General features: G+C 64.8%; 15 protein-coding genes. 7 read left to right on the top strand and 8 right to left on the bottom strand.

Annotation, left to right across the window (positions count from 1 at the left end):
* Nucleotides 1–35: 35 nt before the first annotated feature.
* The 3 genes from PCJ49_RS07435 to PCJ49_RS07445 form a co-directional block, all read right to left on the bottom strand.
* Nucleotides 36–1,211 (bottom strand): acetyl-CoA C-acetyltransferase, encoded by a 1,176-nt coding sequence (locus tag PCJ49_RS07435; RefSeq protein ID WP_269910373.1) that lies wholly within the window; start codon nt 1,209–1,211, stop codon nt 36–38.
* A gap of 137 nt (nt 1,212–1,348) precedes the next feature.
* A complete protein-coding gene (locus PCJ49_RS07440) occupies nt 1,349–2,827 on the bottom strand; it encodes a HAMP domain-containing sensor histidine kinase (RefSeq protein ID WP_269910374.1) in 1,479 nt (492 codons plus the stop codon).
* A gap of 123 nt (nt 2,828–2,950) precedes the next feature.
* A complete protein-coding gene (locus tag PCJ49_RS07445) occupies nt 2,951–3,262 on the bottom strand; it encodes a YkgJ family cysteine cluster protein (protein WP_269910375.1) in 312 nt (103 codons plus the stop codon).
* Nucleotides 3,263–3,532: 270 nt separating this feature from the next.
* Here PCJ49_RS07445 and PCJ49_RS07450 point away from each other — a divergent pair, with 270 nt between their 5' ends.
* From PCJ49_RS07450 to PCJ49_RS07460, 3 genes are all read left to right on the top strand, one after another.
* Nucleotides 3,533–3,742 (top strand): cold-shock protein, encoded by a 210-nt coding sequence (locus tag PCJ49_RS07450; protein ID WP_089287433.1) that lies wholly within the window; start codon nt 3,533–3,535, stop codon nt 3,740–3,742.
* 91 nt (nt 3,743–3,833) lie between these two features.
* On the top strand, nt 3,834–4,058 hold the full coding sequence (locus PCJ49_RS07455; RefSeq protein ID WP_269910376.1) for a hypothetical protein: 225 nt from the start codon (nt 3,834–3,836) through the stop codon (nt 4,056–4,058).
* 56 nt (nt 4,059–4,114) lie between these two features.
* Complete coding sequence (locus PCJ49_RS07460; protein WP_089287435.1) at nt 4,115–4,573, top strand: YaiI/YqxD family protein; 459 nt, start codon at nt 4,115–4,117, stop codon at nt 4,571–4,573.
* 3 nt (nt 4,574–4,576) lie between these two features.
* Here PCJ49_RS07460 and PCJ49_RS07465 read toward each other — a convergent pair whose 3' ends face one another.
* Complete coding sequence (locus PCJ49_RS07465; RefSeq protein WP_089287436.1) at nt 4,577–5,032, bottom strand: Crp/Fnr family transcriptional regulator; 456 nt, start codon at nt 5,030–5,032, stop codon at nt 4,577–4,579.
* A gap of 149 nt (nt 5,033–5,181) precedes the next feature.
* Here PCJ49_RS07465 and PCJ49_RS07470 point away from each other — a divergent pair, with 149 nt between their 5' ends.
* Complete coding sequence (locus PCJ49_RS07470) at nt 5,182–5,643, top strand: hypothetical protein (protein WP_269910377.1); 462 nt, start codon at nt 5,182–5,184, stop codon at nt 5,641–5,643.
* Between the two features lie 4 nt (nt 5,644–5,647).
* Here the strand turns inward: PCJ49_RS07470 and PCJ49_RS07475 are convergent, their stop codons facing one another.
* Nucleotides 5,648–6,673: an NADP-dependent oxidoreductase gene (locus tag PCJ49_RS07475; protein WP_269910378.1), complete on the bottom strand. Its 1,026-nt coding sequence runs from the start codon at nt 6,671–6,673 to the stop codon at nt 5,648–5,650.
* Between the two features lie 230 nt (nt 6,674–6,903).
* Between PCJ49_RS07475 and PCJ49_RS07480 the strand changes: the two genes are divergently transcribed.
* Together PCJ49_RS07480 and rraA are read left to right on the top strand one after the other, a co-directional pair.
* The gene (locus tag PCJ49_RS07480; RefSeq protein ID WP_269910379.1) at nt 6,904–7,998 is read left to right on the top strand and encodes a GGDEF domain-containing protein; all 1,095 of its coding nucleotides are present in this window, start codon (nt 6,904–6,906) and stop codon (nt 7,996–7,998) included.
* A 98-nt stretch (nt 7,999–8,096) separates the two neighbouring features.
* Complete coding sequence (gene rraA / locus PCJ49_RS07485) at nt 8,097–8,573, top strand: ribonuclease E activity regulator RraA (RefSeq protein ID WP_269910380.1); 477 nt, start codon at nt 8,097–8,099, stop codon at nt 8,571–8,573.
* Between the two features lie 3 nt (nt 8,574–8,576).
* On the opposite strand, the gene PCJ49_RS07490 is transcribed toward rraA, so the two are convergent.
* Nucleotides 8,577–9,896 (bottom strand): transcription antitermination factor NusB, encoded by a 1,320-nt coding sequence (locus PCJ49_RS07490; protein WP_269910381.1) that lies wholly within the window; start codon nt 9,894–9,896, stop codon nt 8,577–8,579.
* A gap of 149 nt (nt 9,897–10,045) precedes the next feature.
* Here PCJ49_RS07490 and msrA point away from each other — a divergent pair, with 149 nt between their 5' ends.
* Nucleotides 10,046–10,555, top strand: coding sequence for a peptide-methionine (S)-S-oxide reductase MsrA (msrA, locus tag PCJ49_RS07495; protein WP_269910382.1), 510 nt, complete (start codon nt 10,046–10,048; stop codon nt 10,553–10,555).
* 42 nt (nt 10,556–10,597) lie between these two features.
* Here msrA and PCJ49_RS07500 read toward each other — a convergent pair whose 3' ends face one another.
* On the bottom strand, nt 10,598–11,905 hold the full coding sequence (locus PCJ49_RS07500) for an amidohydrolase family protein (protein ID WP_269910383.1): 1,308 nt from the start codon (nt 11,903–11,905) through the stop codon (nt 10,598–10,600).
* Nucleotides 11,902–13,380, bottom strand: a complete 1,479-nt coding sequence (locus PCJ49_RS07505; RefSeq protein ID WP_269910384.1) for an amidohydrolase family protein — start codon at nt 13,378–13,380, stop codon at nt 11,902–11,904. The genes PCJ49_RS07500 and PCJ49_RS07505 overlap by 4 nt, the downstream gene beginning before the upstream one ends.
* Between the last annotated feature and the right edge of the window lie 64 nt (nt 13,381–13,444).

The raw sequence follows: 13,444 nt of genomic DNA on the forward strand, positions 1-13,444 counted from the left end.
CCGGCGATCAGGCCGGCAGGGGCCGTTTTTGAAGCTCAATCGCGCTCCACGCAGAGCGCGACACCCATGCCGCCGCCAATGCACAGGGTCGCCAGACCCTTCTTGGCGTCGCGGCGGGCCATTTCATGCAACAGGGTCACCAGCACGCGGGCGCCCGATGCACCGATCGGGTGACCCAGGGCAATGGCGCCGCCATTGACATTCACCTTGGCCGGATCCCAGCCCAGATCCTTGTTCACGGCCAGGGCCTGGGCGGCGAATGCCTCATTCGCCTCGATCAGGTCCAGCTGGTCGATGGACCAGCCGGCCTTGCGCAGCGCTTCGCGCGACGCCGGGATCGGGCCGGTGCCCATGATGGAGGGATCGACGCCGGCGGTGGCCCAGCTGACGATGCGGGCCAGCGGCTGCACGCCGCGCTTGGCGGCATTGTCAGCACGCATCAGCACCAGGGCAGCCGCCCCGTCATTGAGGCCAGACGCATTGCCGGCGGTGACGGTACCATCCTTCTTGAAGGCGGGCTTCAGCTTGGCCAGCGTTTCCGCCGTGGTGCCATGCTTGGGATATTCATCGGCATCCACCACCACATCGCCCTTGCGGCTGGCGATGGTGACGGCGGCGATTTCGGCCTTGAAGCGGCCTTCCTTCTGCGCGGCTTCAGCCTTCTGCTGCGAGCCGGCGGCAAAGGCGTCCTGCTCCTCGCGGCTGATCTGGAACTTCTCCGCCACATTCTCGGCGGTGATGCCCATGTGATAGCCGTTGAAGGCGTCCCACAGGCCGTCCTTGATCATGGTGTCGACCAGGGCGGCGTCACCCATCTTGGTGCCGCCACGCATATAGATGGCGTGCGGGGACAGCGACATGCTTTCCTGACCGCCGGCCACCACCACATCGGTGTCACCCAGCAGCAGTGACTGATAGCCCAGCGCCACGGCGCGCAGGCCGGAACCGCAGATCTGGTTGATGGCAAAGGCGGTGCGACCGGCCGGGATGCCGGCGGCGATGGCCGCCTGACGCACTGGATTCTGGCCCAGGCCGGCGGTCAGCACATGGCCCATCACCACTTCGGAGACTTCGGCCGCATCGGTCTGCGCGCGGGCCAGCGCCTCCCGGATGGCGACCTCGCCCAGCTTGGCGGCGGGCACGCCCGCAAAGGCGCCGTTGAAAGACCCGATGGGGGTACGGGCCGCACCGGCAATTACCACTTCAACCATGGTTCCTCTCCTTGAAAGCGTGTTTGACAGGTTGTTTCACCCGTCCCTGCCCTCGGGCGTCAGATTAGGCGGAACCGGTCGGCCGGCGCAAGCCGGGCACCGACCAATTCCCGCCTCGCGCGTACTATTGTCATGGATCAATCCCGCTTTCCCAGCAAAGTTTCAGCCGCAACCTTTTCTGGCGCCCGGCGCGGGAATACCAATGTAAACAGGGCCCCGCCCTCCGGCGCGTCCCCAACCGTCACCGTACCGCCCAGGCGCACGGTGACGATGGAATAAAGCAGGTAGAGGCCGAGCCCGGACCCGCCGCTGCCGCGCCGGGTGGTGAAGAACGGTTCAAAAATCCGCTCCCACAGGCTGGGGGGAATCCCCTGCCCGTCATCGCTGTATACCAGCTCCACCCGATCCCCCGGCAGCAGCCGCGCCGACAGGCGCAGATGGCCCGGCCGTTCATCGGGATAGCCGTGCATGATGCTGTTCATCACCAGATTGGTGATGACCTGGGCCACCGCCCCCGGATAGCCATCCAGCTCGATCGCCTCAGGAATATCAACAGCCACCTTATGCTGGGCGCGGCGCAGATGCGGCGACAGGCTGGCCAGCACCTCCGCACTATACGGACCCAGCCGGAAAGCGCGGCGGGCGTCGCTGGACTGATCCACCGCCACATCCTTGAAGGACTGGATCAGTTCACCCGCCCGCAAGGCATTGCGTTCGATCAGGGTGGAAAGCTCCTCCACCAGCCGCAGATAATCATCCAGCTCATGCCGGCGCAGTTTGCCTTCCGCCACCCGTGCCACCAGTTCCCGCGTTTCTGTGCGCAACTGAGAGGCACCGGTGACAGTAAGCCCGACGGGTGTGTTCACCTCATGCGCCACGCCGGCCACCATGCTGCCCAGGCCGGCCATCTTTTCCTGCAGCAGCATCTGCGATTGCGCGGCGCGCAAGTCGGCCAACGCCTTTTCCGCCGTGCGCCGCTCGGCCACGGCGGCATCGCGGGCATCGCGCAGCCGGCGCCGGGTGCGGGTGCGCGCCGACTGGGCCGACAGGGTGGCCAGGATCATCAACACAATCGCCGTCACCATCAGGGCGAATCGCGAATGGAGATCCAGCGGTATCGGCGGTCGATAGAGCTGGCACAGATAGGTACCGATGATGACCAGGGCGAATCCGCCGAAAAACATCAGAATGGCGCGGTTCCCACCGAAATTGCCCGTCGTCACCACCCCCACCAGGAACAAGGGCAACAAGGGGGAATGCAACCCGCCGGTGAGATTCAGCAGATAGGCGATGGCGGTGAGCCCCATCAGATTATTGGCCAGCGTCACCGCATGAAAGCGGCCGGTCAGCCGCACCAACACCAGATTGGCGGCCAGCAGTGTGGCATAGATCATCCAGGCCAGACTGGCCGGGGTGGATGGCCCCTCCTTGATGATCCAGACGCCGGAAATCACCAGCAGACCACCCAGAATCAGCAGGGTGATGCGTACAAAGGCGCGGGCGCGCTGAAGCTGGTTTTCATCAAAACCAGGCTGGCGCATCGGGGTGGGGATGAACAGGTCGGTGACACGGCGCAGCGCCGCCGCCAGCCTTCCCTGCAAACCCAATCGCACCATCCCGCACCATCCCTCCGGTCAGCCCCATTCCAGGCTGAATGATATCCGGTGAAAGCTCAATCGCAACCACGCGAATTTTCGTGAAACTTTCGCCATTTATGACAAGGGTAGGCAGGCCGGCGGTCACAGCCCATGGTGCTGGCGGGCCATCAGGCACGCCTCGTCCCCCGGCAGGCAGTCACGGCAGACAATCGGGCGCAGCGCATAGATGCCGCAGCCGGTCGCCTCCCCCACCTTGCCGGTGAGCGCGACACAGCGATCCCCCTCGCAGCGCATCCCCGACCCGTTGGGCGCCACCATGGCCGGGGGAATGCGGGCAATATCCGCGTCATCTTCCAGTGTGAAGCGCGGCCATTCGGCGGAATAGGCGCAGCAGGCCCCGCAGGCCTGGCAATCAAAATCCGCCAGCGCTGGCAACCCATCCCAATCGTCCATGGTCTGTCCCCCAGCCCGCAAAGGGCATCCCCGCAGATAGGTGCATCAAGCTGCTTTTTGCAAGCCTGCCCGTTAACACATGGCGGCCAGAACCGGGATATCCGGTATTGCCCTTGCAAGAAGGAGCGGGAGCGTCCATATCAGGCGGGTCATTCTTCCTACGGACTGCCGGCCTGCTGCCTTCGGGTTTCCAGATCGACGACCCATCTGGACACGTCTGATGCGGCGCGCCGGTGGCGTGCTGCCATCCCAAATCGAAGGAGAGGCACAATGCCGATCGGTTCCGTTAAGTGGTTCAACAGCACCAAGGGTTTTGGTTTCATTCAGCCGGAAAATGGCGGTTCGGACGTGTTCGTCCATATCTCCGCCGTTGAACGCGCTGGCATGTCTTCCCTGAACGAAGGCCAGAAGGTCTCGTTCGAGGAAGAGCGCGATCCGCGCCGGGGCAAGACCTCCGCCGTCAATCTGAAGGCGGTCTGATCGCCGCAAGGCATCGGAATTTGGAAGGGGGACGCCGGGCAACCGGCGTCCCCCTTCTGCTTTAGGCCCCATCGTTTAAGGAGTTGGCCCCATGGCCAAGAAGAAGGTGCCGGTGGAAACCGGCCATGTGCTGTTCGACGTCTATTATCAGGATGGTCAGCGCACCTCCAACCGCAAGGTTCCCCGCGCCCTGGTCGGCGGCCTGGATGGCGAAGATCCGGTGCGTGGGTTCATTGAGGAACAGGATCGGGAAATTGCCCAGATGTCCGGCAAGCCGCGCGGGCCGATCAAAAGCATCTCCCGCTCGCCAAACTGATCCTGTCGGGGCATTGTGCGGGCATTATCCAATTCTTCTGCTGAAACGCGCCCGCCATGCCTGAAATATTGATCGATGCCGACGCCTGCCCGGTGAAGGAAGAGACCTTCCGGGTTGCCCTGCGCTATGGGCTGACCGTGTATCTGGTCGCCAACAGCCCGCTGCGCGTACCGGCGGAAGGCGATGTGCGGCTGGTCGTCGTCTCTGACGGGTTTGACGCTGCCGATGACTGGATCGTGGAAAAGGCGGCGAAGGACGATATCGTCATCAGCGCCGACATCCAGCTGGCCAAGCGCTGCCTGGACAAGGGGGCGCGCGTCGTCGGCCCCACCGGCCGGTCCTTCACCCCGGCCAATATCGGTTCCGCCCTGGCCAGCCGTGCCCTGATGCAGGATTTGCGCGACATGGGGGTGGTACAGGGCGGCAATGCGCCCATGTCCAAATCCGACAAATCGGCCTTCCTGCAGGAACTGGACCGGGTGATCAACGCGGTCAAACGCGGCCGGCCTTCCTGATCGTCACCTGGCCGGCGGCAGCGACCACAGCTCCCGCGTCGTGCGTTCCAGCCGCAGGGCCAGTTCCCGCATCACCGTGATGGCGATATGGGGGAACTCCATCAACATGCGAAAAAACGGGTCGCGGGCGATGCGCAGGGCAGTGACCGGGGCGATGGCCTGGGCGCTGGCGATGCGGGGATGGTCGCACAGAATGCCGATCTCCCCCACAATGCCGCCCGCCGGCACATCGACAAAGTCCCGCCGGCCGGTCGGCGTATCCACCACCAGCTTCACCTGCCCTTCCAGAATCAGGAAGGCCGCCTCTGGCGCCTCCTCCTGGCGGAACAGCATGTCACCCGGATTGAAACTGACCCGCTCGCTGGTAAAGGCCAGCAGCTTCAGTTTCGACAGCTCGATATCGGCGAAGATGGGCAGGCGGCGCAATGCCTCCACCTCCGCAGCCAAGTTGGCGGCCATTATTCCCCCATGTTCCCCAATGCCGGTTGGTTCCGGTTTTTCCTTTGATTACCATAGTGGTGACCGATGACGGCCCCCTTGTCCAGCTTTGCCGCCCTGCAACAATGAACGCTGCACCGCCCCCTGATTTATTATTCTGGGCCCAGCCGATGGCGGCGGGTGATGCCCAACGGCTGGCCGACACCGCCCGGTTGCTGGCCGGGCGGGGCTGGCAGGTGCTGCTGGCCTGGGGTGGGGAGGACATGCCGGCGGCGGGGCCAGGGCTGCAGGTTGCAGCACTGACCCCGGTTGCCCATTGGCGGGCAGATCAGCCGGGTTTGATTCTGGATGCCGGCGGCGGGCTGGCCAACCATGCCTGGAAGAAACAGCGCGCCGCCAGCCTGCTGGCCCTGTTCGCCCAAACCCGTCCGGCACTGCTGCTGCTGGACCGGTTTCCCTTCACGAATCAGGCTTTTCGCTATGAGCTGAAGCCCATGCTGGAAATGGCGTGCCGACGCACGCCGAAACCCCGCATCGTCAGCCTCTCCACGGGGGTGGCGGTGGCTGAGCCGGCGATACGGGGGTTGATCGACCAGATCATCCGCGAAGCAGCGGACCTGCCGGGGCCCTGACCGTTTAGGGTTCGGCGGAAACCTGCACCGCCAGCTTGCCGGTATTGCCGCCACTGAACAGCTTGCCGAAAGAGGTCAGGGTATTTTCCAGCCCCTGATCCAGATCCACCTTCCATTTGATCCGGCCATCCGCCACCCAAGGGCCCATTTCGGCGTACATTTCCGCCATGCGCGGGGTGTAATCCAGCACCAGGAAGCCTTCCATCCGCGCCCGGCGCGACACCAGAATGGACAGGTTGCGCGGCCCCGGCTGCGGTTCGGTGGCATTATACTGGCTGATGGCGCCACAGAAGGGGATGCGCCCCTTGATGTTCAGCAGCTCCAGCACCGTCTCGGTGATCTCCCCACCGACATTCTCGAAATAAATGTCCACACCCTGCGGCACGGCGGCGCGCAGCTGCTTGCGCCAACCCTGGGCCTTGTAATTCACCGCCGCGTCAAAGCCCAGCTCCCCGGTCAGCCAGTTGCACTTCTCCTCCGACCCGGCGATGCCGACGGCGCGGCAGCCCTTCAGCCTGGCAATCTGCCCGACCAGGGAACCGACGGCACCGGCGGCGGCAGAGACCACCACGGTTTCCCCTTCCTTGGGTTTGCCAATATCCAGCAGGCCGAAATAGGCGGTGGCCCCCGTCATGCCCAGCGGCCCCAGATAGGCCAGCAGCGGCAGACCGGGGATATTGGGCACCTTGCCCATGCTTTCGCCATTGGTGATGACGTAATCAGCCCAGCGCCCCATGCCCATGACGATGTCGCCAACCTTGATCCGGTCATGGTTGGAGATATCCACCACGCCCAGCACCAGCCCGCGCATGGTGGTGCCCAGCGGCACCGCCGGCAGATAGCTGTCATATTGCATCCAGACCGCATTGGTCGGGTCCAGCGACAGATAGATCGTGCGCACGCGATATTCGCCCGGCCCCGGTTCCGGTGCCTTTTCTTCCCGCAGGCTCAGCACCTCAGCGAAATTGCCGCCCTTGGGGCGGGCGTCCAGCAACCAGTGCCGGTTCACGGCGGGGTCAAAGGCGGCCATGGTTTCCTCCGTCTGTCATTGATCGGACCCTTGATCCGGTCCTGCCGCAGCATCGTTCAAACAGTTGTTCGACACAACTGCTTTCCGCCGCTTCCATAGAGCAAAGGATTTATGCCTAAAACGATTTCAATATCGATATTTGCCAACTGGGCGCGCATCGACGCGTGCTGTAATATGCGGGAAAATTTCAAAAACCTCGCAACCAACAGGCATGAAGCGGACAAACGGGTATGGCCCTTGGTTTACCAAGTTTTGACGAAGCAACTGAACGGCGTTTCGACGAATGGCGGGAAGCCCGGCTGCGCGATGCGCTGGCCTGGCCGATCGGTGCGGGGGCCGCATCTCTGCTGGCATTCATCATCTGGGATCTGACACTGGACCCCAGCCGTTTCTGGCTGGTGGTGCCGATCCGGCTGGTGGCGGGTGGGGTAATGCTCTGGTGCGCCTGGACCATTTCCCATCGTCCGGCGATGCCGTTGCTGCTGATGACCATCATTGCGGTCACGGCCGGCACGGGCTGCGTGGGCCTGACCCAATATCTATTGCCGGACGGTTTGCTGTACGGCCCGGCCGGGCTGGCGATCTTTCCCACCGTGTCGGCCATCTGCGTCACCCGGGCGCAGTTGGTGCCGCTGGTCAACCTGCCCTCTGCCCTGCTGGTGGGTGGGTTGCTCTGGGCGGACGGGCTGACCGGCTTTCCCCTGTTCAATACGCTCAGCTTCTTTGCCACCGGCATTTTTGCCGCCTATGTGCTGGCCCATGCGCTGGAACGGACCGCCCGTTATGGCTTTCGTCTGGAATTGCAGCTGGAGGCAGAGGCGCGGCTAGACCCGCTGACCGGCATCGCCAACCGCCGCCGGCTGGAGGAACAGGGCGAACAAGAAGTGGCCCGCGCCCGCCGTTTCAAGCGCCCGCTGACCATGCTGCTGCTGGATCTGGACCATTTCAAATCCATCAATGACCGGTATGGCCATGCCACGGGTGACCATGTGCTGAAGGCAGTGGCGCGACTGGTGGGCAATAATCTACGCCAGACCGACCTGTTCGCCCGGCTGGGCGGGGAGGAGTTCGTCGCCCTGCTGCCGGAGACAGACCTGGAGACGGCTTACGGTCTGGCCGAACAGTTGCGCCACCTGCTCTCCTTCACCCCGTTGCGCCATGAGGGGGCGGAAATTGAGGTGACGGCCAGTATCGGGGTTGCCGCCTATTGCCCGGAACTGTCCAGCCTTGCTGCCATCCTGCGCGCTGCCGACGAGGCGCTCTATGCCGCCAAGGCGGGCGGGCGTAATCAGGTGGTGGTGGTGCGCCGGGCAGAGGCGGGGTGAAGCAATTTCCGCCGAAAGTCCAGCTGGCCGAGCCTGGCCTTTGTAGCGTTTAATCCTGCTGCGGCCCGAACCGGCGGCCCCAGGACAGGAAACAGCCCATGCACTTCGCCACCGCCGACCTTGTTGACCAGCATGAACGGGTGATCAGCAGCTGCAGCACGCAGTTTCGCAATTTTGGCGGCCATGCCCGCTTCTTCGGCAAGGTGCGCACTGTGCGCTGCCACCGCGACAATGCGTTGCTGAAATCCCTGCTCTCCACCCCCGGTGACGGGGCGGTGCTGGTGGTGGATGGCGGCGGGACGCTGGCCTCCGCCCTGGTGGGCGATATCATCGCCGGGCTGGCGGTGAAAAATGGCTGGGCCGGCATCGTCGTGCATGGCGCCATCCGGGATTCCGTGGCCATCAGCACCCTGCCGCTGGGCGTCAAGGCGCTGGGCACCAACCCGCTGAAAAGTGCCAAGACCGGGGCCGGGGAAGCCGACGTCACCGTGCATTTCGGTGGCTGCGACTTCACCCCTGGCCAATGGCTCTACAGCGACGAAGATGGCATCGTGCTGCTACCGCAGCAGGCGTGAGACTCAGGCCGTCCGCTTCAGCCGGGCAGCGAAGAAGCCATCCATGCCGCCCTGGTCTGCCAGATGACCGGGATGGCAGCGCACGAAGCCTTCCGGCGTCAGCAAGGCGGCCATGCCGCCCACCTCATCGGCGGTGACCGGCACCACCTTCATTTCCGGGCGGCGATAGAGCAGGTTGGTGATCTGCACCTCCCCCTCTTCCGGCTGTAAGGAACAGGTGCAGTAAACCAGCACGCCGCCCGGCTTCAGCATGTCGACAGCGCGATAGAGCATCCGGGACTGGATGCGGCCCAGCTTCTCCACATCCTCTTCATCCTTCAGCCGTGCGACATCGGGATGGCGGCGGATGGTGCCGGTGGCGCTGCAGGGCGCATCCAGCAGCACGGCATCGGCAGGCTGTTCCGGGCGCCATTCGGTGGCGTCGGCCACGACGGTGGTGACCTGACCGGCAAAGCCCAGCCGTTGCATATTCTCCGTCAGCCGCAGCAACCGCTTGTCGGAACGGTCAACGGCGGTGACCTGGGCACCGGCGGCTGCCAGTTGCGCCGTCTTGCCGCCGGGGGCGGCACAGAGATCCAGCGCCTGCTTGCCCGACAGGTCGCCGAACAGCCGGGCCGGGATGGCGGCGGCAGCATCCTGCACCCACCAGACCCCGTCATCGAAGCCGGGCAGTTCCATTACCTGCCCACCGGCGGGGCGGCGGATGCTGCCGGTGGGCAGCAGCACACCGCCCAGCTTTTCCGCCCAGGCGGCAGCATCGCCCTTCACGGTGATATCCAGCGGCGCTTCGTTCAGCTGGCTTTCCACGATGGCGCGGGTGGGGCCGGTGCCATAATGCTTGCGCCAGGCCAGCCACAGCCAGTCCGGCGTGTTCAGCCGGCCGGCATCCTGGGCCGCCAGCATGGTTTGCCCATCACGCGCCAGCCGGCGCAGGACGGCGTTGATCAGGCCCTTATAGGGGTGCTGCTTGCGCTGGATGGCCAGTTCCACGCCCGTATCCACGGCGGCATGGGCCGGCGTGTTCAGGAACAGCAGTTGGGCAGCACCCAAGCGCAGAATATCCTGCACCACGGCCTTCAACTGCTGGCCCGGCTTGTCCAGGCAGGCGGCGATGCAGGCATCGATCTGGCCCAGCCGGCGCAGCACGGTGGCGCAGAGCAGACGGACAAAGGCGCGGTCGCGCGCTTCCAGCAGACGGATGCCGCGATGGCCTTCCCAGGCATCATCAAACGGCACGCGGCGCGACAGCACAGCGGAAACCAGATCAAGGGCGGCGACGCGCGCGGCCAGCGCGGCATCGGTGGCAGGGGTCTGTTCAGTCATGGCAGGCGGATTTAACGCGGCGCAAGCCGCTTGTCGAACGCCGATCACGCACGGGTGACCCATGATGCGCGCCGTCCCCCTGGATTTTACCCGGCCCCTCGCCCACCTTATCCATCAAGTTGATTCCTTATGATCCGGGAGTGTGTTGCATGGGTACGCAAAGGGCCGTACTGGCCGGCGGCTGTTTCTGGGGGATGCAGGATCTGATCCGCAAGGTGCCGGGCGTGGTGACCACCCGCGTCGGCTATACCGGCGGCGGTCTGGCCAACCCCACCTACAAGGATGTGAAAACCGGCAAGACCGGCCATGCGGAGGCGATCGAGATCAGCTTTGATCCGGAAAAGCTGAGCTATCGCCGGCTGCTGGAATTCTTTTTCCAGATTCATGACCCGACGACGACCAACCGCCAGGGCAACGATATCGGTACCCAATATCGCTCCGCCATCTTCACCCTGGACGACGCCCAGGCCGAAACGGCGCGGCAGGTGACGGCGGCAGTGGAAGCCTCTGGCCGCTGGCCCGGCAAGCTCGCCACCGAAATCACACCCGCCGGTCCGTTCTGGGAGGCCGAAGATTTCCACCAGGACTATCTGGAGCGCACCCCCAACGGCTATACCTGCCATTGGGTGCGGCCGGATTGGGTGCTGGACGGGAAATAAACGGATAGGGGGCAGCCTTTCCTTCAGGCTGCCCCCTTCAGATCACCGTTTCAAATACCGTTCCTCCAGCGCGCGCTGGCGGGTTTTCAGGGATTGTTCCACCCCGTTAATGAAAACCCGCTCGGCCAGCACCATCGGCTCCAGCGGGTCACCGCCCCACAGTACCAGATCGGCGGGCTTGCCCACGGCGATCTGGCCGGCGCTGCCCGTACCGCCAAACAGCGCCGCCGGGCGGCCGGTGATGGCGGCCAGCGCCTTGTCGCGTGGCATCCCATAGGCCACCGCCGTCCCGGCCTGGAAGCGCACCTGATTGGCATAATGGCCATCGGCGCTGCCGGTCAGGATCACCACCACGCCGGCCTTTTCCAGCAGGGCGGCATTGTCCAGCCGTGCATGTTGGGTTTCAAACCGGCCCGGCAGGTTGGTGGTCGGCTTGATAATGACGGGCACGCCGGCAGCGGCGATTTCCCCCGCCACCATCCAGCCTTCCTCCGCCCCCATCAGCACCAGCCGCAGCTTTTCCTCCCGCGCCAGCCGCAGGGCCAGACGGATATCGGCGGCGCGGTGGACGGCCAGGAACAAGGGCGCTTCGCCCCGGACCACAGGCAGCAGCGCCTCCAGGTCCAGCCGCGACAGGCTATATTCCCGCGTGCCGCCCTGATTAAAGGCCCCCTTGTTGGCGGCGTAATGGCGCACATCCTCCAAAGCGGCCTTCAGGATGGCAACGGACAGCGCACGGCTGCCGCCGGCACTGCTGGCGGCACTTTCGCCAAAGGGCAGAGCCACGCCCAGGCGCGGTTTCACCACGATGTCCGGGGCGGCGCCCAGATGGATCAGCGCCGGCTGGCCCTGGAACAGCGGCTCATCGACATGGCCCGCCGTCTCCCCATCATGGATATGGGCACCATCGCCAAAGGCCACAGCGGGCATCACCACGGCGCGGGTGATGCCCCCGGCACGGGCCAGCGGGATCAGGCTGCTGGCGGGGTTGACGGCGTAGGAGGGATCATAGGCCACGCTGATCCGAGGATTGGCGGCATTGCTGTCATTGGTCTCCTTGACCGCACTCACCTCCTCAATCCCGATATCGGAGGAGGAGACGAACAGACCCGGCGTCACCACCTTGCCCTTGCCCCCCACCAGCGTCGCCCCGGCCGGCACCGCCGCACCGGGGGCCGCCGCCGTGACAATGCCATCCTTGATGATGATGGTGGCGTCGGGGGTGGAAACGCCGCTGCCATTCACCAGGGTCGCCCCCTGGATGGCGATGGTTTCCGCCCCCGCTGTCGTGCCCAGGCCGGCCAGCAGCACGGCCCCGCCAAGAAGCATTTGTTTGAAGCCGCGCATCATTTCGCCCCCTTGCCCTGGAAGATTTCCGCCCCCGCCTGTCCCAGCTCAAAATCAGAGCGGGGTTCAGCGGGCGGGTGGGCGCGGTCGAATTGCGGCACGCCATCAATATAAACGAGATCGGCCAGCGTATAGATGCTGAAGGGATTGCCGTTCCACACCACCACATCGGCCATCTTGCCCGGTTCCAGCGTGCCGGTCTTGTCCTGCACGCCGATGGCCTTGGCGGGGTTGGCGGTGATCCAGCTGATCGCCTCCTCCTCCTTGATGCCCAGGCCCAGATAATTGCCCTCCGCCATAGCCTGGGCGGCTTCCTTGGGCAGGTACTGGATCAATGTTTCGTCATCGGAATGAATGACGGCGCAGGCCCCGGCCCGGTGCACCATGGCGGCATTGGCCGGCACCCCGTCATAGGCTTCCATCTTGAAGCCCCACCAATGGGCCCAGGTGGCGATGCAGACATTATCCTGCTTCAGCAGGTCGCTGATCTTGTAGGCCTCAGTGGCATGGTGGAAGGCTGTGACGCGATAGCCGAATTCCCGCGCCACCTCCATCATCACCGACATCTCGTCAGCGCGGTAGCAATGGTTCTGCACCAGGATATCGCCGGACAGCACGCCAGCCAGGGTTTCCAGTTGCAGGTCACGCTTGGGCGGATCGGGCTGCTTGTCGCCCTTGGCCTCCTGCTTTTCCTTGTAATAGGCGTCCCATTTGCGGCGATATTCCGCCGCTTCGATCCAGGCCGTGCGGTACCCCGCCACATTGGCCATGCGGCTGCCAGGCGCCCGGCCCTTGTCGCCATAGACGCGCTTGGGATTCTCCCCGCAGGCCATTTTCAGCCCATAGGGCGCGCCGGGGAATTTCATCTCCATCACATTGCGGGCGGTGACATTCTTCACCGTCACGCTGCGCCCACCGAACAGGTTGGCCGAGCCGGGCAGCAGCTGCAAGGTGGTGACACCGCCGCGCAGCGCCCGTTCAAAGCCGGGATCCTGCGGCCAGACCGAATGTTCAGCCCAGACCTGGGCCGTGTTCGGGTCCGTCATTTCATTCCCGTCGGAATGGGCCTCCACCGCCGGGGAGGCATAGACCCCCAGATGGGAATGCATGTCGATGATGCCGGGGGTGATCCAGCGCCCCGCCGCATCCACAATGGTGGCCCCCGCCGGCACGGGCAGGCCCGCCCCCACCGCCTCAATCCGACCATCGCGGATGATGACGGTGCCGTTTTCAATCCGCGCCCCGGTGCCGGTCAGCACCGTCGCCCCGGTCAGCGCCACCAACCCGCTGGCGGCGGGCTTATAGCGGCTGGGGAACGGGTCGCGGCTGCTGGCCGCATCCAGCCCCGGCGCCAGCGCCTGCTTGTCCCCGCCCTTGTCCTTGTTCCCGGAATGCCCGGTTCCCTGTCCGGTGGCGCAGCCAGCCAGCAGCAATGCCAGCCCCGTCACCAACCAGCGACCGCCCCGCGACCGCATCATGTCCGACCCCGTCTTATTCGTGTATGGATCTTGCTTTGGCGGGCAGTGTGACCGGCTATTCACA

Source organism: Niveispirillum sp. BGYR6 (assembly GCF_027568365.1).
In the GTDB taxonomy this organism is placed as follows: Bacteria; Pseudomonadota; Alphaproteobacteria; order Azospirillales; family Azospirillaceae; genus Niveispirillum.

Excerpts from the sequence above, each read along its gene's own strand:
- PCJ49_RS07470 (WP_269910377.1), top strand. The coding sequence starts at position 5,182 with ATGGCGGCGGGTGATGCCCAACGGCTGGCCGACACCGCCCGGTTGCTG.
- msrA (WP_269910382.1), top strand. The coding sequence starts at position 10,046 with ATGGGTACGCAAAGGGCCGTACTGGCCGGCGGCTGTTTCTGGGGGATG.
- PCJ49_RS07445 (WP_269910375.1), bottom strand. The coding sequence starts at position 3,262 with ATGGACGATTGGGATGGGTTGCCAGCGCTGGCGGATTTTGATTGCCAG.
- PCJ49_RS07440 (WP_269910374.1), bottom strand. The coding sequence starts at position 2,827 with ATGGTGCGATTGGGTTTGCAGGGAAGGCTGGCGGCGGCGCTGCGCCGT.
- PCJ49_RS07450 (WP_089287433.1), top strand. The coding sequence starts at position 3,533 with ATGCCGATCGGTTCCGTTAAGTGGTTCAACAGCACCAAGGGTTTTGGT.
- PCJ49_RS07490 (WP_269910381.1), bottom strand. The coding sequence starts at position 9,896 with ATGACTGAACAGACCCCTGCCACCGATGCCGCGCTGGCCGCGCGCGTC.
- PCJ49_RS07455 (WP_269910376.1), top strand. The coding sequence starts at position 3,834 with ATGGCCAAGAAGAAGGTGCCGGTGGAAACCGGCCATGTGCTGTTCGAC.
- PCJ49_RS07465 (WP_089287436.1), bottom strand. The coding sequence starts at position 5,032 with ATGGCCGCCAACTTGGCTGCGGAGGTGGAGGCATTGCGCCGCCTGCCC.
- PCJ49_RS07480 (WP_269910379.1), top strand. The coding sequence starts at position 6,904 with ATGGCCCTTGGTTTACCAAGTTTTGACGAAGCAACTGAACGGCGTTTC.
- PCJ49_RS07505 (WP_269910384.1), bottom strand. The coding sequence starts at position 13,380 with ATGATGCGGTCGCGGGGCGGTCGCTGGTTGGTGACGGGGCTGGCATTG.
- PCJ49_RS07475 (WP_269910378.1), bottom strand. The coding sequence starts at position 6,673 with ATGGCCGCCTTTGACCCCGCCGTGAACCGGCACTGGTTGCTGGACGCC.
- PCJ49_RS07435 (WP_269910373.1), bottom strand. The coding sequence starts at position 1,211 with ATGGTTGAAGTGGTAATTGCCGGTGCGGCCCGTACCCCCATCGGGTCT.
- rraA (WP_269910380.1), top strand. The coding sequence starts at position 8,097 with ATGCACTTCGCCACCGCCGACCTTGTTGACCAGCATGAACGGGTGATC.
- PCJ49_RS07460 (WP_089287435.1), top strand. The coding sequence starts at position 4,115 with ATGCCTGAAATATTGATCGATGCCGACGCCTGCCCGGTGAAGGAAGAG.
- PCJ49_RS07500 (WP_269910383.1), bottom strand. The coding sequence starts at position 11,905 with ATGATGCGCGGCTTCAAACAAATGCTTCTTGGCGGGGCCGTGCTGCTG.